The organism is Bacteroidales bacterium, assembly GCA_013141385.1.
GTDB lineage: Bacteria > Bacteroidota > Bacteroidia > Bacteroidales > Tenuifilaceae > UBA8529.
The window spans coordinates 19,842-45,899 of record JABFRB010000031.1 but is presented as its reverse complement, the minus strand read 5'-3'; the positions used below and the strand labels follow the sequence as shown (position 1 = coordinate 45,899).

General features: G+C 35.3%; 22 protein-coding genes. 18 read left to right on the top strand and 4 right to left on the bottom strand.

The window, feature by feature from the left end:
* The first annotated feature begins 457 nt into the window (after positions 1-457).
* From HOO91_16910 to HOO91_16895, 4 genes are all read left to right on the top strand, one after another.
* Positions 458-1,156: a DUF4145 domain-containing protein gene (locus HOO91_16910; GenBank protein NOU19240.1), complete on the top strand. Its 699-nt coding sequence runs from the start codon at positions 458-460 to the stop codon at positions 1,154-1,156.
* Between the two features lie 99 nt (positions 1,157-1,255).
* Positions 1,256-1,612, top strand: a complete 357-nt coding sequence (locus HOO91_16905; GenBank protein ID NOU19239.1) for a hypothetical protein — start codon at positions 1,256-1,258, stop codon at positions 1,610-1,612.
* A gap of 85 nt (positions 1,613-1,697) precedes the next feature.
* Complete coding sequence (locus HOO91_16900) at positions 1,698-2,081, top strand: glyoxalase/bleomycin resistance/extradiol dioxygenase family protein (protein NOU19238.1); 384 nt, start codon at positions 1,698-1,700, stop codon at positions 2,079-2,081.
* Between the two features lie 227 nt (positions 2,082-2,308).
* Positions 2,309-3,832: an IS1634 family transposase gene (locus HOO91_16895; GenBank protein NOU19237.1), complete on the top strand. Its 1,524-nt coding sequence runs from the start codon at positions 2,309-2,311 to the stop codon at positions 3,830-3,832.
* Positions 3,833-4,009: 177 nt separating this feature from the next.
* On the opposite strand, the gene HOO91_16890 is transcribed toward HOO91_16895, so the two are convergent.
* Positions 4,010-6,943 (bottom strand): DEAD/DEAH box helicase, encoded by a 2,934-nt coding sequence (locus HOO91_16890; protein ID NOU19236.1) that lies wholly within the window; start codon positions 6,941-6,943, stop codon positions 4,010-4,012.
* Positions 6,944-7,302: 359 nt separating this feature from the next.
* Between HOO91_16890 and HOO91_16885 the strand changes: the two genes are divergently transcribed.
* The 3 genes from HOO91_16885 to pckA all read left to right on the top strand — a co-directional run bounded on the left by HOO91_16885 (position 7,303) and on the right by pckA (position 12,172).
* Positions 7,303-9,231, top strand: coding sequence for a LysM peptidoglycan-binding domain-containing protein (locus HOO91_16885; GenBank protein NOU19235.1), 1,929 nt, complete (start codon positions 7,303-7,305; stop codon positions 9,229-9,231).
* Positions 9,232-9,695: 464 nt separating this feature from the next.
* Entirely contained in the window at positions 9,696-10,379 is a 684-nt protein-coding gene (locus HOO91_16880; protein NOU19234.1) for a superoxide dismutase, read from the top strand.
* 176 nt (positions 10,380-10,555) lie between these two features.
* A complete protein-coding gene (gene pckA / locus HOO91_16875; protein ID NOU19233.1) occupies positions 10,556-12,172 on the top strand; it encodes a phosphoenolpyruvate carboxykinase (ATP) in 1,617 nt (538 codons plus the stop codon).
* Between the two features lie 217 nt (positions 12,173-12,389).
* Here the strand turns inward: pckA and HOO91_16870 are convergent, their stop codons facing one another.
* From HOO91_16870 to HOO91_16860, 3 genes are all read right to left on the bottom strand, one after another.
* Positions 12,390-13,139: a response regulator gene (locus HOO91_16870; GenBank protein NOU19232.1), complete on the bottom strand. Its 750-nt coding sequence runs from the start codon at positions 13,137-13,139 to the stop codon at positions 12,390-12,392.
* A 144-nt stretch (positions 13,140-13,283) separates the two neighbouring features.
* Positions 13,284-15,314 carry a tetratricopeptide repeat-containing sensor histidine kinase gene (locus HOO91_16865; protein NOU19231.1) on the bottom strand — a complete coding sequence of 677 codons (2,031 nt, stop codon included), beginning with the start codon at positions 15,312-15,314 and terminating at the stop codon, positions 13,284-13,286.
* A gap of 51 nt (positions 15,315-15,365) precedes the next feature.
* Positions 15,366-15,821, bottom strand: coding sequence for a hypothetical protein (locus tag HOO91_16860; protein NOU19230.1), 456 nt, complete (start codon positions 15,819-15,821; stop codon positions 15,366-15,368).
* 439 nt (positions 15,822-16,260) lie between these two features.
* On the opposite strand from HOO91_16860, the gene HOO91_16855 reads away from it, so the two are divergent.
* The 11 genes from HOO91_16855 to HOO91_16805 all read left to right on the top strand — a co-directional run bounded on the left by HOO91_16855 (position 16,261) and on the right by HOO91_16805 (position 25,835).
* Complete coding sequence (locus tag HOO91_16855; protein NOU19229.1) at positions 16,261-17,214, top strand: DUF2589 domain-containing protein; 954 nt, start codon at positions 16,261-16,263, stop codon at positions 17,212-17,214.
* 121 nt (positions 17,215-17,335) lie between these two features.
* A complete protein-coding gene (locus tag HOO91_16850; protein NOU19228.1) occupies positions 17,336-18,058 on the top strand; it encodes a hypothetical protein in 723 nt (240 codons plus the stop codon).
* 15 nt (positions 18,059-18,073) lie between these two features.
* A complete protein-coding gene (locus HOO91_16845) occupies positions 18,074-18,934 on the top strand; it encodes a DUF2589 domain-containing protein (GenBank protein ID NOU19227.1) in 861 nt (286 codons plus the stop codon).
* Positions 18,935-18,954: 20 nt separating this feature from the next.
* Complete coding sequence (locus HOO91_16840) at positions 18,955-19,194, top strand: hypothetical protein (GenBank protein NOU19226.1); 240 nt, start codon at positions 18,955-18,957, stop codon at positions 19,192-19,194.
* 20 nt (positions 19,195-19,214) lie between these two features.
* Positions 19,215-19,937: a hypothetical protein gene (locus tag HOO91_16835; GenBank protein ID NOU19225.1), complete on the top strand. Its 723-nt coding sequence runs from the start codon at positions 19,215-19,217 to the stop codon at positions 19,935-19,937.
* Between the two features lie 74 nt (positions 19,938-20,011).
* The gene (locus tag HOO91_16830; protein NOU19224.1) at positions 20,012-20,437 is read left to right on the top strand and encodes a hypothetical protein; all 426 of its coding nucleotides are present in this window, start codon (positions 20,012-20,014) and stop codon (positions 20,435-20,437) included.
* Between the two features lie 151 nt (positions 20,438-20,588).
* On the top strand, positions 20,589-21,599 hold the full coding sequence (locus tag HOO91_16825) for a hypothetical protein (GenBank protein NOU19223.1): 1,011 nt from the start codon (positions 20,589-20,591) through the stop codon (positions 21,597-21,599).
* 80 nt (positions 21,600-21,679) lie between these two features.
* Positions 21,680-22,720, top strand: a complete 1,041-nt coding sequence (locus HOO91_16820; protein NOU19222.1) for a hypothetical protein — start codon at positions 21,680-21,682, stop codon at positions 22,718-22,720.
* 121 nt (positions 22,721-22,841) lie between these two features.
* Positions 22,842-23,237 carry a hypothetical protein gene (locus HOO91_16815; GenBank protein ID NOU19221.1) on the top strand — a complete coding sequence of 132 codons (396 nt, stop codon included), beginning with the start codon at positions 22,842-22,844 and terminating at the stop codon, positions 23,235-23,237.
* Between the two features lie 592 nt (positions 23,238-23,829).
* Complete coding sequence (locus HOO91_16810; GenBank protein NOU19220.1) at positions 23,830-24,423, top strand: hypothetical protein; 594 nt, start codon at positions 23,830-23,832, stop codon at positions 24,421-24,423.
* A gap of 329 nt (positions 24,424-24,752) precedes the next feature.
* Entirely contained in the window at positions 24,753-25,835 is a 1,083-nt protein-coding gene (locus HOO91_16805; GenBank protein NOU19219.1) for a hypothetical protein, read from the top strand.
* The last annotated feature ends 223 nt before the right edge of the window (positions 25,836-26,058 follow it).

Sequence of the window (26,058 nt, the reverse complement as noted above, 5' to 3'; positions counted from 1 at the left end):
CTGCTTTAGGATCAACAGATCGATACATAAGCAAACCATTTTTCATAAACTTATTGTTCGAATGGTTGAAGGTGATCCCATTACATATCAGAATGTTAAAATTAGTGCTTAAATAAACACCTCAATATTATAATTTCAAGAAACCCCGTTAGGATTTAAAGGCCTAACGGGGTTTCTTGCATCATTATACTAGACTCTGACAGGTCTTAAGACTCTGTCAGGTCATGGCACAACCTGTCAGAGTTCGAAGAACCTGACAGAGTTAAGATGATTAAAAGGTCTCAAAGGAATATTCTTTAAGACCTTTTTATTCATTTCAATATCATAGGTTAATTTAGGGAAAATTATAACTTTGAGGTAGAGAGTCGTTTACTTTCATCTATGCATTTGATTTGGATTTTAGGATCTGACAAATGGTAAACATATAACGAATTGGCAAACATTATAATTGACATCTATGATACAATTTATTCCTAAAGAAGCATTTGCTCAAACAAGTACTTGGAGAGGCATAATCTTACCAGATTCAGTTGATTGGTATTGTCCCCATTGTGGTAGAAGAGTCAACTTCAAGATGAATTGGACATTAATAAATAATCCACAATCAGTACTTTTTTGTAATTCAGCATGTTCTGGCTGTAGAAAATTGGCGACTTTTATATATATTGGCTTTAAAGAAAATAATAATGATCCAAAAGAAGGAGAATTGTTTATTCATCCTGAACCAAGAACAAGAAGCCCATTAGACGGAATTTTTGATTCTGTGAAGTTTAATGGTGGACTAAAAGAAGCTTATGAATCCTCAATAAATGTATATAATGTAGGAGAATGGACGGCAACTGCAGTATTGTGCAGAAGATTATTGGAAGGAATAACTATGCAAATTCTTCCAGACGAAAAGAAAAAATTACCGTTAGGGAAGCAATTACAAGAACTTCCCAACCATATAGATTTACAAAAACCTTTGTTGACATTAGCCGATGCTCTGAGAAAAGGTGGAAATATTGGTGCTCATTTTGACTTAGAAAAAACACCAAATGAAAACATCATAACTCTAATGATGGATTTATTAGACTATCTCATTGAATATATTTACATTTTACCAAGCAGGATTGATGATCTTCATAAAAAAATTGAAGAATTATCAAACAAGTAAAAAACAATGTGCTAACCATTTTCCATATGTCGCCAAAAAATCAGAAACGAAAACGTAGCTAATTATAAACTTTTTACATCTTACGATAAACAAAAAACCATGAAAAAACTAATTATAGCACTTTGTGTTGTCCTACTTGCCAACGGGTGCAATGATGATAAAGAGGGAGTTTTAGAGAAGTATTTTGTGGCTGAGATTGTGAGTTTTGACATGAATTGCCAAACCTGTATTCTGAAATTTCCTAATGATTCAATAACAATTAAACATGAAATTGGTATTAGCAGAAATAATTACTATCAAACGGTTAATATGGCTAAAGATACATTTGAAATCAGCCAAAAAGTAATGGTAAAACTAAGAAATACAAAAGACAATGAATTAAGTGCCTGTATCACGTTACACCCTTCTTATGATTATAAAAATGTATTCATCATTGACTTTAAACCTTACGAATAAAAAACAACTAGGGTACAATTTGTACCCTAGCTGGGTAAATTTGTAATTGGAAAAGCATTTACACTACTAACAGAAAAAGATACCAATGAACATAGCACACATTGCCATTTGGGTAAACGATTTAGAAGCGATGAGGGATTTCTACTCCCGATATTTCGAGGGAAAAAGCAATGAGAAGTACATAAATCCATTAAAAGGGTTCGAATCCTATTTCATTAGCTTTGAAAGTGGTGCAAAACTGGAACTTATGCGCAAGCAATCAATTAACAATCCCTTAGATACAGGAGAGCGGTTAGGAATAACCCATATTGCATTTAGGTTAGGTTCAAAAGAAGCTGTTCTTTCTCTCACCGAAACACTTCGTTCCGATGGTTTTAGAGTTGTTGGAGAACCACGCCTAACAGGAGATGGTTATTTTGAGAGTGTAGTCCTTGATATCGAGGGAAATAGGATTGAACTGTTGGCTTAACGCTATTTCAAGGACAAGCAAGAAAACACAATTTGTAATAGGTCCGCTACGATTAAAATTTTATGATTGTCCGTAATGATACCTAATGAAGAATAAATAATCCAAATTGTCATTCCTGCGAATGCAGGAATCTATCTTCCTGTTTTCCGCACTTTTTTGCAACACCCTCTAAACCCCTTGTAAATACTGAAAAGTATTTTTAACTTGGGTGTTGCAAGATTTCCCCCATGTTTGTACGTAAGTTAAAAAATCGCTCTGGAAGTCAATCTGTGCAGGTTATACAGAAGTTGAACGGGCGTTATAAAGTTGTCAAAACTTTAGGTTCTGCCACCACGCAGCAGGAAATTGAGAAATTGGTCAACCTCGCCCGCCAAGAGATCGAGACGCTCTGCGGGCAGCCTAAGCTGTTCGTTAGCCATAGCGACGAAGCCATTGAGCATGCTTTTTCTGTACTCGACAATGCGAGCATTAGAACGCTTGGCCCCGAGATTGTATTCGGGAAAATATACGATTACGTTGGCTTTGGGGCAATCGAGGAGCCTTTATTCCGCCATCTGGTCATCGCCCGCCTGGCTTTCCCCCTGAGCAAACTCAAAACCATCGACTATTTATACCGTTATCAGGGGACGAGCCTTGACATTGACGCAGTGTATCGGTTTTTAGATAAGCTGAACGGTAAGCTCAAGCCTCATATTGAAAAAATTGCGTTTAGCCATACCCTGAAAGTTCTCAACAACAAAATCAGCGTTGTGTTTTACGATATGACCACGCTGTACTTTGAAGCCAGCGATGAGGACGATCTGCGCAAAACCGGCTTTAGCAAGGATGGTAAGCACCAATGCCCTCAGGTTTATATCGGCTTACTGGTTGGGCTTGGCGGCTATGCCATTGGCTATGATATTTATGAAGGCAATATTTATGAAGGGCATACCCTCATCCCGTTCATTGAAAAAATAAGCCTGAAATTCAATCTGGATAAACCGATTATTGTAGCCGATGCCGGCCTGCTCTCGAACGACAATATAAAAGCCTTAGAAGCCAGTAACTACGAGTATATTCTTGGTGCAAGAATAAAAAATGAGCCCGAAAGGCTTAAGAAGGAGATACTCGAAACACGATTTGTTGACGGAACAACCAAAAGCCTAAAGAAATCGGTAAATACAAGGCTGATTGTGAGCTACTCTGCCGCACGGGCAGCGAAAGATGCTTACAATCGGAAGCGAGGCCTGTTACGCTTAGAAAAGCAGGTGAAATCAGGAAGGTTGACCAAATCAAGCATTAATAATAAAGGCTACAATAAGTATCTCAAGCTAAACGGCGAGGTGGTGATAGTGATAGACTACGAAAAATATAATCATGACCAGGTATGGGGTGGTTTAAAGGGTTATGTTACCAATACAACGCTCACCGATAGCGAAGTTATGGAGAGCTATAAGAATCTATGGCACATCGAGAAAGCCTTTCGAATGTCGAAAACAGACCTGCGGATACGGCCAATCTATCACAGGTTAAGAAACCGTATTGAAGCCCACATCTGCATATCATTTACGGCATACTGCATCTTAAAGGAGTTAGAACGCGTTTTGTGTGAGGAGAAATCAACACTCTCACTTAGGAAAGCGGCGGAGCTTACACATAATATGTACCAGATAACATACATGTTGCCAGAGTCCAAACATACTAAATCTAGGCTACTCAGAATGGATGAAGAGCAGACCGAATTATACCAAATAATCAGCAGAAATTTTTAGGGTGTTGCAACGCTGAAAACAGGTCCGTAATGATACCTAATGAAGAATAAATAATCCAAATTGTCATTCCTGCGAATGCAGGAATCTATCTTTTTTAAGAGATTCCTGGACTTCGCCCGGAATGACAATGGATTGTGTTTTACTTATAGGTAATATAGCGGATATACATATAAAATTTTATTCCAACATCTCCAAAATCCTTCCCTCCCCAAGAATCTTTAAAGGATTTGTAGAATCAACAAAGGTTTGGGCAAGAATTTCCTTCTTCTCCTGCAAGCGGATAATTTTCTCCTCAACGGTATCTATGGCTATAAAGCGGTAAACAAATATGTTTTTGTCCTGTCCAATGCGGTGAGCTCTTGAAATTGCCTGATTTTCAACCGCAGGGTTCCACCACGGATCGAGAATAAAGATATAATCGGCAGCGGTAAGGTTGAGCCCTACACCACCAGCTTTTATTGAAATTAGAAATACCTTTACAGTTGGATCGTTCTGGAAATGATCCACAACCTCCTTGCGATTTGTGGTAGCACCAGTTAGTACCTCGTGTGATATCCCATTCTCTTCGAGGTAGCTGGCAACAATCTTAAGATGCTTAACGAATGAGGAGAATATAAGTATCTTATGACCCTCTGCTACAATGCTATCGATGCTTCGGGTTATTTCCTCAAATTTACCTGAATCGGAACCAACATACTCCTCAACCATGTTGGGGTGGTTAGCAAGCTGGCGCAGCCTTGTTAACCCACGGAAAATGGCAAATGTTGAGCGGTCATACCCCATTGTAGCAATATTCTCCATAATGCTATTTCGGATCGATGATTTTTCCGATTCGTAGCATTTACGCTGTAGGTCGGACATCTCGCAGTAAATCACCTGCTCGGTCAAATCTGGTAAATCTTTGGCAACCTGTTCCTTGGTTCGTCTAAGAATAAAGGGCTGTATAAGATTCTTGAGTAATTCTTCCTTTTCGGTATCGTTATTCTTTTCAATGGGTTGAATAAACTCATCGTTAAACGATTTAATGCTACCAAGCATTCCTCTATTCAGGAAATTCAGCTGCGCCCATAGATCCGAAAGCGAATTCTCAATGGGCGTTCCGCTGATTGTAAGGTAATTTGCTGCTTTCAGCAGAAGTATGGAACGATAAATCTTTGATGTTGGATTCTTAATCGCCTGACTCTCATCAAGAATTATATACTTAAAACGAGCATCCTTTAGTAAATCGATATCGTTACGGACAATCCCGTAAGTTGATATAACAACATCATACTTAACAATCTCCGAAATTTCCTTTGTGCGAGTTCCTCCAGTATACGAGTAGTAGGTTAAATCGGGGGTGAATCGGTTCATCTCTCGAATCCAGTTGTGTACCAATGAGGTAGGGACTACAATTAATGAGGTTTGCCCAAAAGTATTGGTGTTAGGGTTTACCTCATCTTTATTCGATTCTAACTTTATATCCCTCTTTTCCTTTGTTGATAGGAGAAGCGAAAGGGTTTGTATGGTTTTACCAAGACCCATATCATCGGCTAAACAGCCACCCAAACCGTTTTGCTGGAGTAGGTTCATCCAGATATAACCTTCCTTCTGGTAATCGCGGAGTTCAGCGTTAAGGCCAATTGGTAACTTAACCTTTTCGGGCGATTTGCTATTAAACTTATCCTTGAGTTCCTGCGCACTTGGGGCTTCAACTTTACAATCAATCAGCAGGTTGAAAAGAGATTTTTGGATAGCCAGCTTCTCTCCCGATTCTTTTCCCAGAAAGAACAATGGTCGATACCGAGTGAACCACTCTTCGGGTAGTATGAAGAGTTGCCCATTTGGTAATATGAACTCACGGATATTTTTAAGGATATTCTTTTTTAGATGGATGAACGGGATTTCGAAACCGCTTAAAATTACCTTACCGTATAAATCGAACCAATCTTCGGTGGATTGTGAGTTAATCTCAACCCGATATTCGTAAATGTAATACTTATCTTTTCCTAGATTCTGCTGAACTTCAAAATCAGAATCGATAATCAATTTCTGGTTCCTATTTATCCATTCAATTAGCTGATATGGTGGTTGTCCGTCCATAGAATTGGCAACGCCTTCGGGAAAAAACTCCGACTCGCCAATTTTCTTTAACCCAAGTTCAGCAAGCCTTTCTTTACAGTCTTTTTCCCAAGCAATATCTCTTTCGAATCTGATAAATTTATATTTATCATTTTCAATAATCAGGTTGACTTCGGGATCTGGTTTTGAATTGGCAAGGTAGGTTTTGCCATTATACTGATATTTAAGAATTAGCCCTGCACCACCTGCAAGACGTTGTTCCAGCGAAAGCAGTGCTTTTTTATCGGGTTTACTATTCTCAATTGTAAAACCTACCGCCTCAACCAATTGCGTTCTAATAGTGTTAAGTACAAAGGATTCGAAGTACTTTCGCTCGGCTGATTTTGGTATGGAGATATGCTGTTTTGTGAAAAAGGGGCTTAGTTTTTTTCCATCAATGCCAGAGAACTTATATAGGCTATTATCAACCCTTAAAAGACAAGGATCATTACAAATTACCTCAGAACCTTTTGTGGTTAGGTTAATGGATTTTCCATTACAAGAAGCATCTATCCTATAGCGACTTTCAGTATCGGTTACAGCAAAGTGAAAGACAGGAAGAGCTAAATCGGGAATAAGGCTTAATAGATGATCTTCGTACAGATTATTGAAATTTTTCTCTTTCAAAAAAACAGGAATCTGAAGTTTGCAGAGTATTTCAAAGCATTTCAACATTCTACGTTCGATGTACGCTTTAACAAACTGTAGCACTTGCTCATTTCCTGATATTGATTTATAAAAATCTGAAATACTTTGCTTTCCCTTGCTGAATTGCTTGTGAACAAAGCTATCCGTGAGTTCATTAAGAGTTTTTAATAGTTCTGCTGATTCTAAGGGAATTACCTGCTCCCATTTTTTATGATTTGCATCGTGAATATTTTCAACTATCGTATAAATTCCCCCTTCGCTACTTACTAAACGAATGATATAGGGATTGAATATCATTCCTAAGTGTCTGTGCTGCTGAAGGGTAATAGCAAAGAAATCGGTTTTTGGGAGTTCTATCGGCATGGCTAAATTTCGGTCGCAATTATAGCTAAAGAAAGTGAAATGTGAATAGTAAGATGTGAAAAATTAATACAATATTGTCTTCTATGCATATCCGTTATAATACCTATAAGTAAAACACAATCCATTGTCATTCCGGGCTAAGTCCCGGAATCTAAATTATAAAGTACTGGATTCCTGCATTCGCAGGAATGACAATTTGGATTATTTATTCCTCATTAGGTATTATTATGAACAATCATATTATCTATTATCACCATATTGCATCCAAAGCAATTTAGTAATAGGGAAAATCTTTAAGAGTTTTCGGTAAACGAAATTGATTACTTACATTTGCAAAGTTTCAAATAATTCAAAGAAAAATGCGATTAAAAAACATCCTTTTAATAGTTTTCTTATTATTCTTCAGCGCATTATACTCTCAGCAATCTGAGACTGTGGTTCAGATTAAGAAATCGACGGATAAGGTAAAAATTGAAGGTAAATACTACTACATACATATTGTACGAAAAGGAGAATCTTTATATGCAATAAGTAAAGCTTATGGTGTTAGCCAAATGGAAATTGCAATGGACAATCCTGATATTTATTTAGGCATTCAGGTTGATCAGGCATTAAAGATTCCTGCAAAGGATTTACCCAAACAAGAGGAGAATGATAAGTATATATATCATATCGTTAAGAAAGGTGAAACCCTTTTTGGCCTCTCCAAACAATATCAGGTTTCAATAGATGATATTGTAAAAGCAAACCCCGATGTTGAGAGTGGGCTTATTCTTAGCCAAGTGCTACTAATTCCTCGTGAACGGCTAAGCACATTAAATCAGGAAGTTAAAAGAGATTCTGGATTGTATATCTACCATCAGGTAAAACCCAAAGAGGGACTTTACTCAATTTCAAGGTTATATAAAGTTGATATTCATACCATTGAGGATTTAAACAAGGATGTACTTATTAATGGCCTTAAATCCGGCTCAATACTTAAGATCCCTAAAAATAAAGAGCAATTCCTGTCTAATATAAATAATCAAAACATCGAATTAGGTAATGTTAAAACTCAAACGGTATCACAAAATGAAACTATTTACTCTCCTAAAGTTAGGTGCGATACTTTTGATTATAAGCGTTCAAAACGGGTATTCAATATTTCGCTTCTTCTACCATTACTCCCTGATGAACAGGATGTTGATTCTGCTGATGTAGCTCTTCAGGATTCAAATGGCAAACTTGTTGAGAAGTCGAACGAAGTGGAAAAAATCTCATCGCGAGCACATAATTTTTTGGATTTTTATGAGGGATTTCTACTTGCGGTTGATTCTTTAAAGCGCGATGGGCTATCGCTCAATATATCAGTCTTTAACACCACCAAGAATGTAAACGATTCCAAAAAATTGTTTAATGAAAAAGGGCTAAGAGAATCGGATCTAATAATTGGACCGGTTTATCCAGGATTGCTTAAACCTTTTGGCGATTTTTCTAAAGAAAACAGGATTAATATTGTTTCTCCTCTTTCCCAAAATAATGATCTACTGGCAGGTAATCCTTACTATTTTCAGGTAAATGCATCGTTACCTGTTCAATTTAATGAATTTGTATCCAATGTTGATTTTTGCAAGGATGAGAACTTGATATTTGTATATGAGGATGATAGCGCAACGTTAGCAGTAAGTAAGAAGTACAAAGAATTTGTAACAAATCGAATGAAACAATGTGCAAATTCTGATTCTATACATTTTAAGGAATTCCTTTATAAATCTGGTGTGAGTACAACTGAAGTTAAAGATAATTTGAATCAAAGCATAATTAAAGATAAGGAGAATATTTTTGTAGTCGCCTCTGAAAGTGAAGCGTTTGTATCCGATTTTCTCAGCCAGCTATTTGCATTAAACACTTACTATAACTACAAGGTAAAGGTTTATGGTTTTCCACATTGGCAGAAATACAAGAATGTTCCCATAGAGTATTACTATAAACTTAACTTGCATCTTTTTACCCCTTTTTATGTTGATTATTCCAGAAAGGTCGTTAAAAGGTTTGTTGACGATTACCGTCATTACTACAGATCCGAAGCATCTCAATACGCATTTCAAGGCTATGACATTGGATTTTACTTTTTGAAAGCGATGAAAAAATATGGGATTGATTTTAAGTATTGCTTAAAAAACCTAGATGTAGACTTGCTTCAATCCGACTTTAAGTTTGAATCAAACAGTAGCATAGATGGTTTTGAAAATAAATCGATATTTATACTACGTTACACCCAAGATTTAGATATCGTAAAAGAGAATTAGGATTCATTTAAACTAATTATTTTTTAATATTCTGAAACAATAGTTCGGTAAATTTTAAACTGATATTTTTATGTTGCTGATTTGGTGTAATTTGGTGCTTTTGAGTTTTGGTGGCTAAAAAATATTAAAAGCCACTAAATCACCAAGTCACAAAAATCCACCAAAAAGATGACCGAACCATTGTTGAAATTCAAACTCATGTATTATTATTTGGAAGATATATGGCCCGCCATCTGGCGGGTTCTTTGTCTTTCATATAATACATAATATCAAAGATACATCTGGCTGGGTTAGATTAGATATGGCTTATTTCTGTTTAAATGGACTAAACATTACATTGAATTTTTTGTTTTATAGTGTGTTACGATCGAAAATAAATATTAAAACTTCCAACTTTTGCTAACGAAAAGGAAAAAGCAAAGTTTTAGAAAAACACATTTAACCACAACTAATTAACTGTCGATATGAAAACAAATAAAGTACTGCTAATCATTCTTTTTCTCCAACTTTTTATGATTGGAATAAGAGCCCAAAATGCCTCAAGTTTTACGTTTCCTGCATTACCATACAGCTACGATGCACTAGAACCTTATATTGATAAAGCCACCATGGAATTTCATTACGATAAGCATTTTCGTGCTTACTATAATAATTTTATTAAGGCGGCTGATGCAAATAGTTTGAATGGAAAAAGTATGGAAGAGATATTTGCCAATGTAGGTAAATACCCTGTACAGGTAAGGAATTTTGGTGGAGGTTACTATAACCACGCATTTTTTTGGGAAATAATGTCACCAAAGGGTGGTGAGCCAAGTGCTACCCTACTTAAGGCTATAAATGAATCGTTTGGTTCATACGATGCGTTTGTAAAGGAGTTTGAAAAAGCCGCAAATACGTTATTTGGAAGCGGCTGGGCATGGTTAGCAGTGGATGATACAGGTAAACTTTTTGTAGCACAGCTACCAAATCAGGATAATCCGCTAATGGATATCGCACCAAAACATGGTAAACCCATTCTGGCACTTGATGTATGGGAACATGCTTATTATCTAAAGTATCAAAATAAACGAGCCGATTACGTTACAAACTTTTGGAAGGTGGTTAATTGGGTTAAAGTTTCTGAACTTTATCAAAAAACTCAAAAATAAAACTTTCAGTTCATAACTTTAAAGACCTAGATTATTCTAGGTTTTTTTATTTTATATGGTTTTAGTATCAATTTTTAACTGATATTAAACATATAGCTATCTATGATAATTGTCATTTATAAAAATAACTTTGCATAGCCTTATTTAAATCGATTGTTCACTCAAAACTAATTTTTATGACAAATATTGATTTATCAGTTTATGGTATAGAAAAACCTAAAGAGATAATTTACAATCCGAGTTATGATTTATTGTATGCTCATGAGACAGATAAAAACCTTCAGGGTTTTGAAAGAGGATATCTTACAAATCTTGGAGCAATTAATGTCGATACAGGAATATTTACTGGTCGTTCACCCAAGGATAAGTACATTGTAAAGGATAGCTCATCAGAGAATAATGTTTGGTGGGCTCAAACTGGCAAAAAAAGTTCCGATAATAAACCCATTACTGCCGAAATCTGGGATCATTTAAAAAAAATAAGCGCAGAGCAGCTAAGCGAAAAGAAACTATACGTTGTTGATGCCTATTGTGGCGCAAACATCGATACTCGAATTAATGTTCGTTTTGTGATGGAGGTTGCATGGCAGGCACACTTTGTAAAAAACATGTTCATTCGTCCAACCGATGAGGAGCTAAAAACATTTAAGCCTGATTTTGTTGTACTTGTAGCATCAAAAACATCGAACCCTAAGTGGAAAGAGCAGAACCTAAATAGTGAGGTATATATTGCATTCCATTTAACCCAGCGAATGGCAGTTATTGGTGGAACATGGTATGGTGGTGAGATGAAGAAGGGAATCTTCTCGGTTATGAACTACTACCTACCACTCAAAGGAATTGCATCAATGCATTGTAGTGCTAACGTTGGCAAGAAAGACGATGTTGCTGTTTTCTTTGGTCTATCAGGTACAGGAAAAACTACCCTTTCCGCCGATCCAAACCGTGCGCTTATTGGCGATGATGAGCATGGTTGGGATGATAATGGAGTGTTCAACTACGAGGGTGGTTGCTATGCAAAGTGTATAGATCTAGATCCTTCTAAAGAACCTGATATTTATGCAGCAATCCGCAAGGATGCCCTTCTTGAAAATCTTGATATTGATGGAGATGGGAAGATCGATTTTAAATCGAAACGTAAAACCGAAAATACAAGGGTTTCATACCCAATTTACCATATCGAAAATATAGTAAAACCTATATCCAAAGGTGGACATGCTCAACATGTAATCTTCCTTACTGCCGATTCATTTGGTGTACTGCCTCCAGTATCGAGACTTACTCCCGATCAAACCCAATACCATTTTCTAAGCGGTTTTACCGCAAAATTAGCAGGAACTGAGCGTGGGGTAACCGAACCACAACCAACATTCAGCAGCTGTTTTGGTCAGGCATTTTTAATGCTTCACCCAACCGTTTACGCTCGTGAATTGGTTAAAAAAATGGAAAAACATGGTTCCAAAGCATACTTAGTGAATACTGGATGGATTGGTGGTTCTTATGGAGTTGGTAAAAGAATTGATCTTCCATCTACCCGTGCTTTAATCAATGCTATTCTTGATGGAAGTATTGAGAATGCAGAGTTTGAAACTATTCCAGTTTTCAACCTTCAGGTTCCAAAGTCTGTTAAGGGAGTTGAATCCAAATTCTTGAATCCAAGGAATAGCTGGCCAAATCCAGCAGAATGGGACGTAAAAGCTCGTGAACTTGCTGAAAAGTTTGTTAAGAACTTCGAAAATTTTACCGATAACGATGCTGGCAAAAAGCTAATTGCAGCAGGTCCTATCGTTTAAATTGATATTATTATCTTTTATAAAAAGGGGTGTCCAAAAAGTCGAAGACACCCTTTTTTATTCGTATATCTTCCAAGAAATTTTCCAAATATTCAGAATTTTAATTGTACCCAAATTGAACCCTTTTAGGGTTCTGATATTTATACTTTAACCACCCCCAGTTTCACTGGGGGCTATTCAGATTCAAGTCCTTCGGACTTTAAAGCATTCTTGGAGGTTATTGAAGACAACCTAACTTTTTCACCAGATCTTTTTTATACTTTGTGCTAATGGGAAGTACCGATTTACTTACTGTAACGGTCATATCATCAAGATCAAATTCCCTAACCTTGTTAAGATTGATAACTAAATTTCTATTAACTCTTTGAAAATCTTGTGGTGGTAGGAAATCTAGTAAATCGATTAGCGATTTTCGGACTAACATTTTTTCGGTTTCTAATATAAGCGTACAATACTTGGATTCCACTTCGATATAGTTAATATCGTTTATCTCAAGGCGAATCATTTTTTTCCCCTTTTTAACAAATATGGATTCGCGATGAACTATTCCATTATCAAGGCTATTATTGCTAAAACCATACTTGCTTCCTGCGAATTGTTGAAGTGCCAGTTCTATTGTATGTTGTAATGATTGCGAATCTACTGGTTTAATAAGGTAAGCATGTGGGTTTGTAGCCTTAGCTCGTTGAAAAATCAGGCTATCCTGAATTGATGTTAGGTAGATTATTGGTTTCTCATACTTTTGATCTGAAGTAATGTGATCACCCAGCTCAATCCCATCTTTATCACCCTTAAGTTTGATATCAATTATTACAATATCAGGATCGGTTGAATAGAACAAGCCCAAAGCATCTTTTACATTATCTGCAACTGGTAATACTTTAAAGCCCAACTCCTCAAGGCCGGTTTCAAGCCTAAGGGCTTCAATTAAATCATCTTCAACTATTAAAACAGAAATGGTATTCATGTAATGCTCAGATAATAAAATAGATAATCAAGTACTTAAAGTGAACTAAAGGTTAGAGTGCCTAAAGTTTGAAAATAAATAATCAAGATACTCTAAGTACTCTAGGCACTTACTACTTATCCTCTTCTATAAAATCATATAATATTATTGTTTGGAGGGTAAAGAAAAGAAAACTTCCGTTCCTTTACCATTCTCACTTATTATGTCAATATTCCCATTATTTAGTGCTATAAAATCTCTGCAAAGGGTTAAACCCAAACCAGTTCCTTTTTCACCATTGGTGCCTGCTGAAATTTTTGTGCTATTGATTTCAAAAATAGTGTTTAGTTTTTCAAAAGTGATACCAATGCCAGAATCTTTTACACTTACACGTACAAGCCCATTATCAGAAGATGCGGAGATATTAATAAACCCGTTACTAGGCGTGAATTTTATAGCATTGCTTATAAGGTTTCTAATTACTGTACGGAGCATATTTTGATCGACGTATACCTTTAAATCATCATTGATATCAATATTTAGCGTTATTTTCTTTGCCTCCAAAGCCGATTTTTGAATGTCCACGGAATAGAGTACGACCTTTTTAATGTAAATGATTTCTGAGTTAATATGTAGACCATTTATTTGGCTTAATGACCAATTTAATAAATTGTCGAGCAGTGAGTTGAGCCTGTTAATTGTTTGATCGATGTGCAGGGCAATAGCATCAAGTTTTTCTGTTTTGCCTGATGAAAGAAGTTGCCGGATAATACCCGATAAACCCTCCATTGAGCTCATTGGGCTACGCAAATCGTGTGCGATAATAGAAAAAAGCCGATCCTTAGTTGAATTTACATTATTCAATTCGATATTCTTATTGCTCAAATCTACCTTCTGCTGTTCAATCAAATTGTTTTTATCCTCCAATAGAATATTTATTCTTTTCTTTTCCCTATAAGCCCTAAAAATGAATACGAATAGCAGTATAAATATTGTAATACCACCAATTAGGGTATTTCTAACAAAATTCCCTTGCCTAATTAATATTTCCTTAATCTGATTTTCGCCTTCGAGGATTTTAATTTGCTGCTCCTTTTTCTCGGCCTCGTATTTTGCCCTAATCTCCTCTAATTGTTCAGATTTTTGTATGGTAAACAAGCTGTCCTTGAGTCGGATATAGCTATTTTGATTGATGTAGGCGTTTTCGAATTTCTTTTGCTTTGAGTATATATATGATAGGCTCTTGAAGCTGGCCATTTGTATGTTTTGTAGGTTCGATAGTTTTGCATTATCCAGAGCCAATTTTGCATACCTTTCACCCTTAATAAAGTTGAAATTATTAAGGTAGAAAACGCTCATATTATTATAGATTATGGCTAATCCCCCTATGTCATTTAAAGATTTCTTAAGTGCTACCCCTTTTAGGTAGTATTTTTCCGATTCTTTAAAGTCTGATTTATAGCTATAAATATTTGCTATTGAAATTGTGATATCGGATAGTAGGCTTGTGTCTTTGATTTCAGAGGCATATTTTTCGGCTTGGAGTAAATTTTCCAACGATTTATCATAATCACCAAGCAGTGCAAGATTCCCTGCAATATTGATTATTGTTCGTGTAACATTTTGGCTATTATTTAGATCACGCCAAATACTTAATGATTTTTCCAGATAGCTAATAGCATCCCGATAATCCTTCTGATTTTTTAAAATTATGGCAATGCTACTATTCGATTTTGCAATGTTCTCCTTTTCCTTATCCCTCTCGGCAATTCTAAGTGCTTCAAGGTATGATTTTAGTGCATTTACATAATCTCCTTTTAATGAGTAAATCTCCCCAATATCGTTATTAAACTCCCAAATTAATGGGGAATTATGTAAACTTGTGGAGAGTATTACAGCACTATCAAAGAGTTGAATAGTTTCATTGTATTGGTTTAGATAGCTTTTTGCTTTACCTTGGGCTCTGTAGCTTTTTATTAGCAGTAAAGTATCATCCAACTGCTTGCTTTGGGCGGCAGCTTCGCTTGCAAGAACAAGACTACTATCAGCACTTTTCGCTAGGATTTGCTCTGCTTTGCCTAAAAGGTTGTTAATACTGTTTTTTGCGTTACTTGGTTGATCTATTTGATTTACCTCATGCGATGGGCTTTGTGTTACGGTTAAGGCAAGTAAAATGGTAAACTTTATTAATAACATTTTATGATAAGATTATCGCATTTTGCGATTATTTAAAGTTTTAGATATCTATCATGGTTTCGTTTTGATATCGGGGAAGAAAATTATACCCTTATCGGTTTCGTCTTCATAAGACCCATCCCCATTTTCTTTTCCTTGTTTCGACGGATTGGAATTAAATCCCTGAAACTTTAAAGCCATCAAATTCGGATAAGTCCTCTCAGTAACAAATTGAATAAATAGCTCAAAGTTATTATACTCAGTTGTTGGATTCTTATCTGTAGCGAAAAGGAAGTCAACAGATGGTGTAGGTAAACCCTGTATATCCCTTGGGTAATCAGTCAAAAGGATAGTATCAAAATCAATTACCTCATAACTCAACTTACCTTCTTTTGGAGAATCGTTCTTAACAAAATAGAACCGACTACGATTATCTCTAACTACCAGATGAACAGTCACTAGTGTAAAACCAATTTCTGTTAGTTTACTTGTAGTAATTCTACTAAATATGTTAGCTATTTCTTCCATATATGTTGCTGATTTTAAGTAACTAAAACAATATGTACTACAATACAATTATGTGTCAATAATAGCTAAAATAAAATATAAACGTAAAGAAATAGTAATAAAATTAGAGGAATATTTTAACGATTAATGAATTTAAAATATTCACACAGATAAGTTCAGAATTAGCACACTCGGCTAATTATTGAATACGATTATTTTAGGAATAATTAATATTTCATAATACTCTTATTCCTCCATTTTATCATTTTATACCCCCAAACACATATCTAATAGACATTTTCTAAAAGCGATTTGAATATCAAAGTAGTATTGTATTGTAAATCATCTTTATCAAAGTCCGGACAATGATAAATAGTAACCTGTAAGTTTTCAGATATCATTTATTAAAAACACAGGTGATGATTAGAAAAATAAATTACTAACTCAAAAACAAAATTTTATGGCAGTTGACACAACCCCTAGCAAAGTAGCTGTTGGTCAGTTACAAGATTTGCCCTTCGACAACCTGATTGGTGGTCCGCTTATGGCAGCAGTTGATGCCCAAAGTAAGGCAGCAAAAGCAGCCGTTGATTTTATTCGCTCGGTTGGTTTCAATGTAAAGGAGGATGGAACAAAAGAGGCAATAAATGTAGTTTTTACCTATGTAAAAGGTACAGAAAAGGTTAACCTAATTGTTCCACTGCTTACCATTGTACCAATCCCCTATCTTAGAATTGATGATGTTTCTATTACATTCAAGGCAAAGATTAACGCATCATCAGCTGAAAAAACGGTTGATAAAAGCCATATAGATACAAAAGTTACTGCTGGTGGTAGCTATGGCGTTGGATTTTTTGGTCCGAGAATTAATTTCAATGCGTCAGTTTCTGCAAAGAAAGACTCCACTGCAGTAAGGGATTCAAAGTATTCGGTAGAATACACTATGGATATTTCAGTCCACGCTGTTCAGGACGATATGCCTAAAGGCATGGCTACGGTACTGCAAATACTCCATGAAAGTATTGATTCTACGCCTGCAGGAGGTAGTATTACCTTTATTCAGGGTCCTCCTACTGATGTAAAAGTATTAACTGAGGACAGAGAGTTTACACTTAAAGCTAAATTGTTAAATGGTGAAAAGCTTCCAATTGCAGGTAAAAAACTAAAAATTAGTTTCAAGGATGCAGTTGTAAAGGCACAGCTTAAGGTGGGTGATACTTTTACTGAAATTGTTAATACAGGAGTCGAGTTACCAACAAGTGATAGTAATAACCAAGGCGAGTTACCTCTAGTAATGAAAATTCTTAAGGACACAGGCACAGAAAATTACGAAAAGGACATTGTTTTTCAACTTACTTCCGAAATCCAGACTTTATCTAGTCAGGAGTTTTCAATTAAGGTGAAAAAAGCCTAATAGTTTATAATATTTGATGGCAGGTTAAACTCCAAATAAAATATTTAGCTAAATCCTAAAAGATTAGTAACAATTAAAACCGGTACAAACGGTTGTACCGGTTTTTAAAAAAAATAACAATATGGCAAAACTTGAGAATATAATTGGTGAAATACTTAAGAGTGTAACGCAAGCAGGGCATAATACCAATGAGTTTGTAAAAGATTTAGCTATGATTTATAAGGACGATCCTCTGCTAAAAGCATTTCCTATGCCTCGTGCTGAGCTAAAGACTGTGGAAGTAAACCTGAAATTCGCATTTAATCCTACAAATTATTCAAGAAAATGCCTTTCGGGTGATACTATTCAGAACGCCATAAAAATTATACTTGATAAGATTGAAGCGTTAACTAAAATAAAATCTTTTAACGATTTGTCCGAAGAACTCGATCTGCTGATTAAAGAGAATATCAACAACTTTGAAAGAGTTGATGGTATTCAGGTAATAGCCGATAAAATTGCTTCTAGTGTAAAAGATTTTTTGAAGGGAACCCGCGAAATAAAGGAACTGGATAAAGATGAACTACCAAAGAGTCTGAAAATTGCGATTAAAAAAGCGTTGATAAATATCAATGATGAAATCTACTCATTAAGAAATACAGCAAACGCCTCAGAAATGGATGTGGAACTATCATCGGAAAAACTTCAAAACATGGTAACCTCCGAAATTAAGTTTGTAACAGCTATCGAAAAACACTACTGGAAAAAGAAAGAGGATAAAGATAATCCTTTGGATACCGGTTCTTCGGTAAGATCCAATGGGCCTTTAACGGCTAGTAGTCATGATAACGACTTTTTTGTCTAATACCTCCCCTAAAACATGGAAAACAGATATGTAGAAATTTACGAATTTATCTCTGCACCACTAAATGCTATGTTGCAGGCAGAGAGGATTGCTCATGAGTCAACTATCGACTTTATCCGAAAGTATGGATTTAAACCGAATAGCAATGAGTTGGAGCAATTTACTTTTTACTATATAAGGCCAGGAAGTGGACAAAAGGTGGAGGTGAAAATTCCTCTGCTATCGTTAATTCCAATTCCTAACCTGCAAATTAAAGAAGCTCAGGTCGATTTTGATTTGAATATACACTACGAAAAATTGTCGGAGTACGAGAAAAAGAATAACGGCAACGATCCTGTTTCAAAAGACTACAAGTTTAGGGCTGCAATTACTAGCAAAGAAAAGGAGAATAAGGATACGCAGATGAGCGTAAAAATTAAGGTTGAGCAAGCAGATATTCCTAATGGGTTAACAAAACTTTTTCAGGTAATGGACGATGGTACATCTGCCCTTTCTGAATCGAATCAAAATGCTTTGCTTCCTGTTGGCTACATAAACCTAAGCTCATCGCGCAACAAACTGATTTTGGACGAAGATCGTAAAGTAAATGTTGATCTTCTTGTACAGGTATTTAATCATGAGAATAATCCGATTAGCAACATAATGCTTTTAAAGGAACACTTGAGCATTATCGTTGATAAAAAAACGCTGTCCGATTTTACAATAAAATACGAGGATGAGTATGCCAACTCTAAAACAGATGAAAACGGTTGCATCAGAATCTGGATAAAATTCATAGCTCCTTTAAATGCGAAATCGGCATTGATAAAAGTATCAACAAGCAACAACGAATTTTCGGCGGGTAATGCCATCTCATTTCAAATTGAAGAATCTTAACCCAAAAAATCTTTAATAATATGTCACAATCAAATAGTTTTCGCGAAGCAAAAACAATCCCTTGCCCCGAATGTGGTTTCCCAATTCCCGTTAATATGATGCAGCTGCTAATGGGTCAACCCCATAAATGCCTTAATGTTAACTGCCAGATAGAGCTAAATATAGATACTTCACAGTCAAAAAAGGGGATAGAAGCTTTAAAGAACTTTGACCACTCCATACAGGAGTTTGAAAATGCTAAAAAGAACATAAGTTACTAACAAATAAAAATTTTAAAATTATGAAACTTACAATTAGACCAATAAACAGCCAAATTGATGTTGCAAAAAGTTTTAATAATCATAGCAGATTATTCCTTTTTGGAAAAATGAATGGAAATCTTAAAAAAATCAGTGACAAAAAACATTACGATCAGATTTTAGTGGAAGCGTTAAAGGAGATGGATAAGCTTGAAACAGGGAAGTTTATACTAAAGACATTGAAGGATGTAGAAATAGAACTAGTTTGTTACAAAGGAGCTGCTGGCGAATTTTTGGTTAAGGAAGAAACACTATCTATTGATGACAAAGATTGTAATGTTGAAAAACCAACTATCCTGTGGGATCCATTCGTCAACTTTAAATACTATGGTAGAGAAAATAACGATAAAAATTCGACCAAGTACTACAAGGCGGAGATGCCATCATGGATGGTGCTTGCTCATGAGCTGGGACATGCTGTTCACTATGTGACAAAAAACAAAGAATATGTAAAATGCATTAAGGAGGGAAACACAGAGCTAATTGAAGAGTGGAATTTGGCTGACCACGAGCAGAAGTTATGTTCAAAATCTGGTTTTGCCCAAAGAATGAACTATAAGGATTTTCAAGCATATAGTCTTGATGGTACTGAAATTAACTATCCGAGTGGATTAATACCTTTAAAAAACATAAAGAGTTATAACAATATCCACGATGTGGATATGGCTTATAATGAAATACATAAAATCGTCAATAATAAATAGCTATAGCCTGTTTGGCTGTTACCAAACATCAAATTGAGTTATTTGTAAAACATTAACATTTAATGCTTTAGAAAATGAAAATAACGATTAAAATGCTTGCAAAACTGTTGAACAAAACAACAATAATAAATCTAGCACAAACGGATACCACGCATACTTGGACTTGTGATGGAAGCCTTTCAAATAATGGGTATATTATTTTTTATTTAAATAACGATAGTAATATTCTTGTTAAAGGAGGTGGAATTGATAAGCTGATACTTCACAAAGCAGATACAAAAAACAAAATTCCTCATTTTACTATTCAGGTGGAATCTGAAACAACGGAGGACTACAAAGATGGAAAATTAAGATACTTCCATTTTAGTTTGACACCTGGAAAAAATAAGGAACTACATAAGTTTAGAACATCAGATTATGGTTGTACTCAAATTAAAGATCCAGACTATTCTGATTTAGCAAAACTATTCCTTGATGCCCTTTACAATAAAATTAAGTAATTGTAAATATGAAACACTCATGTAATTAATCCATCCGCTTAAGTTGTTGGTTCATCTCGGATAAACAAAACATGGGTGTTTCTTTTAATAAAAAAGTGTCGAAAATAATAAATCAACATGCTTTTAGCTAGCATGCTAAACTCCTTTACAGATGAAAACAGTAACTATTTTCTTTCATGGAACCTTACATGACAATACTGCTGAGAATAATTTAATAACAATCCTATCCAAGAATACTAACGGACTTAAACTTAGTATACCTGGTATAGCAACCGAGAAAAATAAATCATTAATAAAAAAATACTCTACAGGGTTAGAAGGAGCATTAAAAAAGATAGGTGCAGTTGCATATGCAGGAAATGATATTTTTCAGACAGCCTTTGTTGCTTACAAACTCACAACTGATTCTTTTTTAGAGGATACAACCTTTAATCTTGTTGGTTGGAGTAGGGGTGCTATAACATGTACTGTCTGCGCCAATATTTTAGAAAAAGAGTATAAAGAAAAAAACGTGAATATTAAAATTAACTTAATACTCATCGATCCTTGTAATGGCCCTCTTGAATCATACTATACACTTAATACAACATGTGTTAAAAATGTTTTAGAGATTTTAATGATTAATGAAACTGCTCTGCATTTTCCAGTATCTTATATATCAAACACTTCAAGTTTTGTTAGCTTCCAGCGCGAATTCCTACCAGGTGTTCATGGAAGTGCAGTAGATCGGAAGAATAAGCAGTATGGTTTTATGTTTCCAATTCTGGGACACTTATGCACAAAATTTCTTAACGGTAATGGGGTTCAAATTGCAATTTCTCCTCTGGATGATAAAATAGTTATTGAATCTTTTTCTAAGTATATCGTTGAGAGATTTAAGATAGGTAAAAAGTTGGTATGCGATAGGAAGGAAATAGTTAATTTATATAATATCGAAATGAATAACAGGGGGTACATGGATTATTTTGTATCAAAAATACATCTAATTGCTTTCAACAATCTATGCCCAAATATTTCCAAAGTTATCTTTTCATTCAAGATTGGAGGCAATAAAAATAACGACTGCGTTGATATTGTGCAAAAAGATAAATGCCACTTATGGGGTATTACTAATTTGAAAAATTCTCTTAAATGTATTGGCATCCCAACGGAGAAAATCTAAAGAAAACTTAACACTTTGTGATGTATAAGTGCTATCAATCAGATTGGATTTTGAACCTAAACTTATAAAGAGACAACAATATGCCAGACAAACCTAATCTCCCTGAAATAAAAAAGCTATTGCACAATTTCAGGTGCTTAATCGAAAATACTGGGGTTATCACCTCTCAACTGGAGATTCTTCTTCGCATGATGAAATCAACTGAAGACTTGCTAGATGTTTCGCGTGTGCTCGACGAAAAACTTCAGGAGTTGGATCTCGCTTTAGATGCGTTGGATGCAGCACTGTTGGCCTTACAACCTGTGCCATACGTTGGGCAGGCATGCCAAGTGTTGGAACCCATTGTTAAACAGGTAAAACAAACTGTTAATCAAATCAGCCGTCAGGTTAGCAGTATTGAGAAACAAATAAAGCCTCAGCGTGAAAAGCTTGGGCAGATAAGAAAGAAGTTAGCCCGTTTTGCAGAACCTCTCATTAAACTTCAGAGGTTCATTGAGCAAGAGTTAATAAAACTTGAGAAGACCTTACTTTCTAACAAAAAGTTGAGCGACTCAAGGTATAAGAACTCACAACTTTCAAAGATTGAAGAGCTAAGTGGAAAACTAAATGGATTGCTTAAGGAGCCCAACAGGTATATTGCAGAAATAAATGAAATGGTTGAGCCTATTTTTACAACCCTAAAAGAAATCAATACCTACTGTAAGAGAATACTTGATTTAATTGAGCCCATTATTGAGAAGATAAATGAGCTTAAAGAGCTAACCGATGAGCTGGATGTTATCCATAAGATACTAGACAAGGAAATCACCTTTGGCCCAGTACATGTAAAAATCAAAGATTTACTATCAGGAAACATGAACATGCCGTTTAAGGATGAATTGATGAAAATTGCCATGAAGGAACTTGAACCACACATTAAAAAAATAAGTTCAAGTAAAGAGTTTGGTATAGAATCATTGCCACGGGCAGTTTTTATGGTAATGCAGGTTGAAAAGAAGTCCGTAGATGCGAATGTAAAAAATGATGCATTAACAACCCTATTCATCAATCTTTTACAAGAGAAAAATCCTGAGAAAACCTTTATGCTTCAAAATAAGGCAAAGGAAAATGTTGAGGCTTAGTATCGAATCAATAACACAAATTCATAAACAATCAGCAACGCAAAATTCCATTAAAGTTTAAGATTCCAGTGGGATAGTATGCTTTATAAATATATTAATTTAATTAAAAAAGGAGGTAAATATGTACAATGTTATTGTATCCGCACATGGCGGAAGATGGTCTAATCAGCAGAAAGACCTAGAACTCAAAAAGGGCAAAATAGTTTATTTTGTTAATGATGGGGTTATTTTGCCCAATAAAACCGGTTATAAAATTCTAAATCATCTTAAGCAAAGTAATGAACCAGGAGGAACAGTCGTAGAAAGTGTTAACCCGAATGAAAAAACTTATGATTATTCATGCTGGTTTGCTGAAGAGTTTAAAGAAACCTGTGGAATTTTTGAGGTTAAAACGGGTAGATTACTTAAGGATTTGAAAAATTATAGTGAGAATAATCCTCTGCTACTTAGCGATATATTAAAAGAATTCCCAGGTCTCATTATTTACTGGGTATGTTGTAGAGAAGTAAGTAACTAAAAAAATCAAAATAACTTTCTCTAAAATTCCAGAAACTGTTTTTCCTTTTAAGGATTAGAAAATTGAATTATCATCCTATTAATCCAATAAATTATTAATAGGATGATTTTTTCTACAATAAATTTTTTTATGAGTGTCCGCAAATACAACTATATGAAAAACTGAATCCATTGTCATTCCGGGCGAAGACCCGGAATCTAGTTGAAGAAATGGATTCCTGCATTCGCAGGAATGACAGGCAGTCTGATATTGAATAGTAATGATCACGGATAGTCATAAAAATTTTATTAATTCGGTACGCTAGTTGTTTTAATTCCTATCATTTTTGTTGGCGAATATATCTTCGTCGTTCTATTACCTGCATTGCACCTGCCACTTTAAGTAATCCCGCAAAAATTGCTTTGTAAAGCAAAAAAGGTTAACTTCGTTACACGGGTATAAACCTGATAATTTTAGAGCCTGTTTATTGTAGCTTAACTGAACAAGTTAGAGTTCTCAGATACTGTAGCATAACGTTTGTGGCAAAAACATACAAAATGCCACCGCGGATACTGAAAAGCGAAACGAGTAAGTCAATGAAAGTATTGGAAATATGAGTTTATTAACTGTAATTAAAAGTAAACTATCGGATCCTTTATTTACTTTTAAAATGTTTGAAAGATTTATTGCCGCTTTCTGCGTCCTAATTCCTCTAATTTTATGGTTTAACGATGGAGGAGTAAACCATCCCTTTAGACCAAGCATCAGCCAATATGTGTATATGGCTCATAGCTATGTATTTGGAATGCTGATAAGTATAGCCGCAATGCTATTTGTTTTTAATGGTGCTGTATACTTTAAAAATGTAAACATTTTGAACATCAGTGTTCATGGTCAATGGTATAATGTTGTTTTAGGTTTAAGCTTAATAGGTGTAATTTGCTTCCCATGCGACCAGTACCCAATACCACACTATACGTTTGCTATAATTTTCTTTGTAGGCAATGCAATTGTAACTGGTATATTTTATAAAGACCAATACAAAGTGTTTAGTATCATTATGGCAATACTAACCGTTATCGCACTACCGTTTGCTTTGTTAGGTTATATATCCATATTAGCGGGCGAATGGATTTCACTAACCGTAATTGCTATCCATTTTATATTAAATACTATAAATATGGATCAACCGGTAAACGCCTCTTAAACAATCACATAAAATATAACTCTATATTATTTAGATAAAGAAGAGGCTGTATAGTAAGTCAAATTTAACCACAAAGAACTCAAAGGATACACAAAGGACACGAAGCAAAAGCTTTGCAAATAAACACTTTGTGATGTACTTAGTGAACTTTGTGGTTAAGTTCTTTCCGACTTTTTAGACACCCTCTTTTGCAAATGGCTGAGACTAATTATACAATAAATTGTATATGAATTGATAATATTCGAATTTGTTGTAACTTGAAAAACTAATAGCGCAAATTGAGATTGTTAAAACGGAATTCTAAAATCTAAACTATAAATTTAATAATTATGAGAAGAAATATTTTAACATTGGGATTAGTCCTAATTATCAGTGCTTGTTGCGCACAAAAATACAAATTTGGCGTTATCTGCGATACTAGAAGTAATGCCGATCAGAGCGGTGTTTCAGGGGTTAACGTAGCTGCCGTTCAGGCCGTTTGTAATCATTTAAAATCATCGGGTGCAAAGTTTATAATTGCTCCCGGCGATTTTATTTGTGGTAATGTTAGTTGGTACAATAATCAGCATAACCCACCAAGCAACAGCCAACAATTTCAGGCATTTTTAGGTGCTGCTAAATCGCAAGGGGTTAGTTTACCTAGTGAAAAAGGGGATTTTATCTTATATCCAGTTCGTGGAAACCATGAATGCTATCAGGATATTTTACCCGAGGATAGCGTTGAAGCAGCATGGATAAAGAATATTGGGTACTCGTTACCCAAAAATGGACCAACCAAGGAAATTGGATTTACCTATAGCTTTGAATACAAAGGCTCCTTGTTTATTGGAATGGAGCAGTACATGCATTCTGGCCCAACAAAAAAGGATAGCATTAGAGTTGATCAAATGTGGTTAAACCAAGAGTTGAAGAATCATCCAAACGCAAGGCAGGTATTTGTTTATGGTCACACACCTGCTTTTGCAGCAAAACATGCTGATTGTCTTGATGATGATTCTTTAGCACGCAACATATTTATTGAATCAATAAGCAACCGTTCGGGGGTATATTTCTGCGGGCACGACCATTTCTACGCACGAGGTGATGTTCCAGTATACGCCCAAAATGGGACAATCACAAAATACATGCAACAGGTTATCACACCAAGCGGCGCACCCTTCCTTGTTGGAAGCAAAAAGTGGAACGGCAAATATCCCAACAAAGATGTTAAACCCGAAAAATTCATTGACAATGCAGTTGGTTATCAGCTAGTAACCGTTAATGGGAAAAAAGTAACGGTTGAGTTCGTCGCCACATTCGATGCTTGTACTATTACAAAGGATGATCAAGGAAATCCTGTTTACACCTATAATAATAACTGGCAAACCTGGAAATTCACCACAATGGATGCTTTCACATTCAAACTTCCATAAAACGCAAAGGGTACGCTAAAAAACATTTATGATAATTTCAACAAAACGGGCTTCAATGCCCGTTTTTGCTATTATATTATTTAGATTAACGTACTTTCGATATACTAAAAGATGATTGTTTTCTGATACAGAGTTTAATATAACGGTGCGATGTACCTGATGATCTAGAATTATATTGGGGCTACAAATATTATGCGGTTCTGCCGCTAGGAGAACCTTTAAT

Bases quoted from the DNA above. Each gene is read 5' to 3' on its own strand.
- HOO91_16910 (NOU19240.1), top strand. From the start codon at position 458: ATGATACAATTTATTCCTAAAGAAGCATTTGCTCAAACAAGTACTTGG.
- HOO91_16905 (NOU19239.1), top strand. From the start codon at position 1,256: ATGAAAAAACTAATTATAGCACTTTGTGTTGTCCTACTTGCCAACGGG.
- HOO91_16900 (NOU19238.1), top strand. From the start codon at position 1,698: ATGAACATAGCACACATTGCCATTTGGGTAAACGATTTAGAAGCGATG.
- HOO91_16895 (NOU19237.1), top strand. From the start codon at position 2,309: ATGTTTGTACGTAAGTTAAAAAATCGCTCTGGAAGTCAATCTGTGCAG.
- HOO91_16890 (NOU19236.1), bottom strand. From the start codon at position 6,943: ATGCCGATAGAACTCCCAAAAACCGATTTCTTTGCTATTACCCTTCAG.
- HOO91_16885 (NOU19235.1), top strand. From the start codon at position 7,303: ATGCGATTAAAAAACATCCTTTTAATAGTTTTCTTATTATTCTTCAGC.
- HOO91_16880 (NOU19234.1), top strand. From the start codon at position 9,696: ATGAAAACAAATAAAGTACTGCTAATCATTCTTTTTCTCCAACTTTTT.
- pckA (NOU19233.1), top strand. From the start codon at position 10,556: ATGACAAATATTGATTTATCAGTTTATGGTATAGAAAAACCTAAAGAG.
- HOO91_16870 (NOU19232.1), bottom strand. From the start codon at position 13,139: ATGAATACCATTTCTGTTTTAATAGTTGAAGATGATTTAATTGAAGCC.
- HOO91_16865 (NOU19231.1), bottom strand. From the start codon at position 15,314: ATGTTATTAATAAAGTTTACCATTTTACTTGCCTTAACCGTAACACAA.
- HOO91_16860 (NOU19230.1), bottom strand. From the start codon at position 15,821: ATGGAAGAAATAGCTAACATATTTAGTAGAATTACTACAAGTAAACTA.
- HOO91_16855 (NOU19229.1), top strand. From the start codon at position 16,261: ATGGCAGTTGACACAACCCCTAGCAAAGTAGCTGTTGGTCAGTTACAA.
- HOO91_16850 (NOU19228.1), top strand. From the start codon at position 17,336: ATGGCAAAACTTGAGAATATAATTGGTGAAATACTTAAGAGTGTAACG.
- HOO91_16845 (NOU19227.1), top strand. From the start codon at position 18,074: ATGGAAAACAGATATGTAGAAATTTACGAATTTATCTCTGCACCACTA.
- HOO91_16840 (NOU19226.1), top strand. From the start codon at position 18,955: ATGTCACAATCAAATAGTTTTCGCGAAGCAAAAACAATCCCTTGCCCC.
- HOO91_16835 (NOU19225.1), top strand. From the start codon at position 19,215: ATGAAACTTACAATTAGACCAATAAACAGCCAAATTGATGTTGCAAAA.
- HOO91_16830 (NOU19224.1), top strand. From the start codon at position 20,012: ATGAAAATAACGATTAAAATGCTTGCAAAACTGTTGAACAAAACAACA.
- HOO91_16825 (NOU19223.1), top strand. From the start codon at position 20,589: ATGAAAACAGTAACTATTTTCTTTCATGGAACCTTACATGACAATACT.
- HOO91_16820 (NOU19222.1), top strand. From the start codon at position 21,680: ATGCCAGACAAACCTAATCTCCCTGAAATAAAAAAGCTATTGCACAAT.
- HOO91_16815 (NOU19221.1), top strand. From the start codon at position 22,842: ATGTACAATGTTATTGTATCCGCACATGGCGGAAGATGGTCTAATCAG.
- HOO91_16810 (NOU19220.1), top strand. From the start codon at position 23,830: ATGAGTTTATTAACTGTAATTAAAAGTAAACTATCGGATCCTTTATTT.
- HOO91_16805 (NOU19219.1), top strand. From the start codon at position 24,753: ATGAGAAGAAATATTTTAACATTGGGATTAGTCCTAATTATCAGTGCT.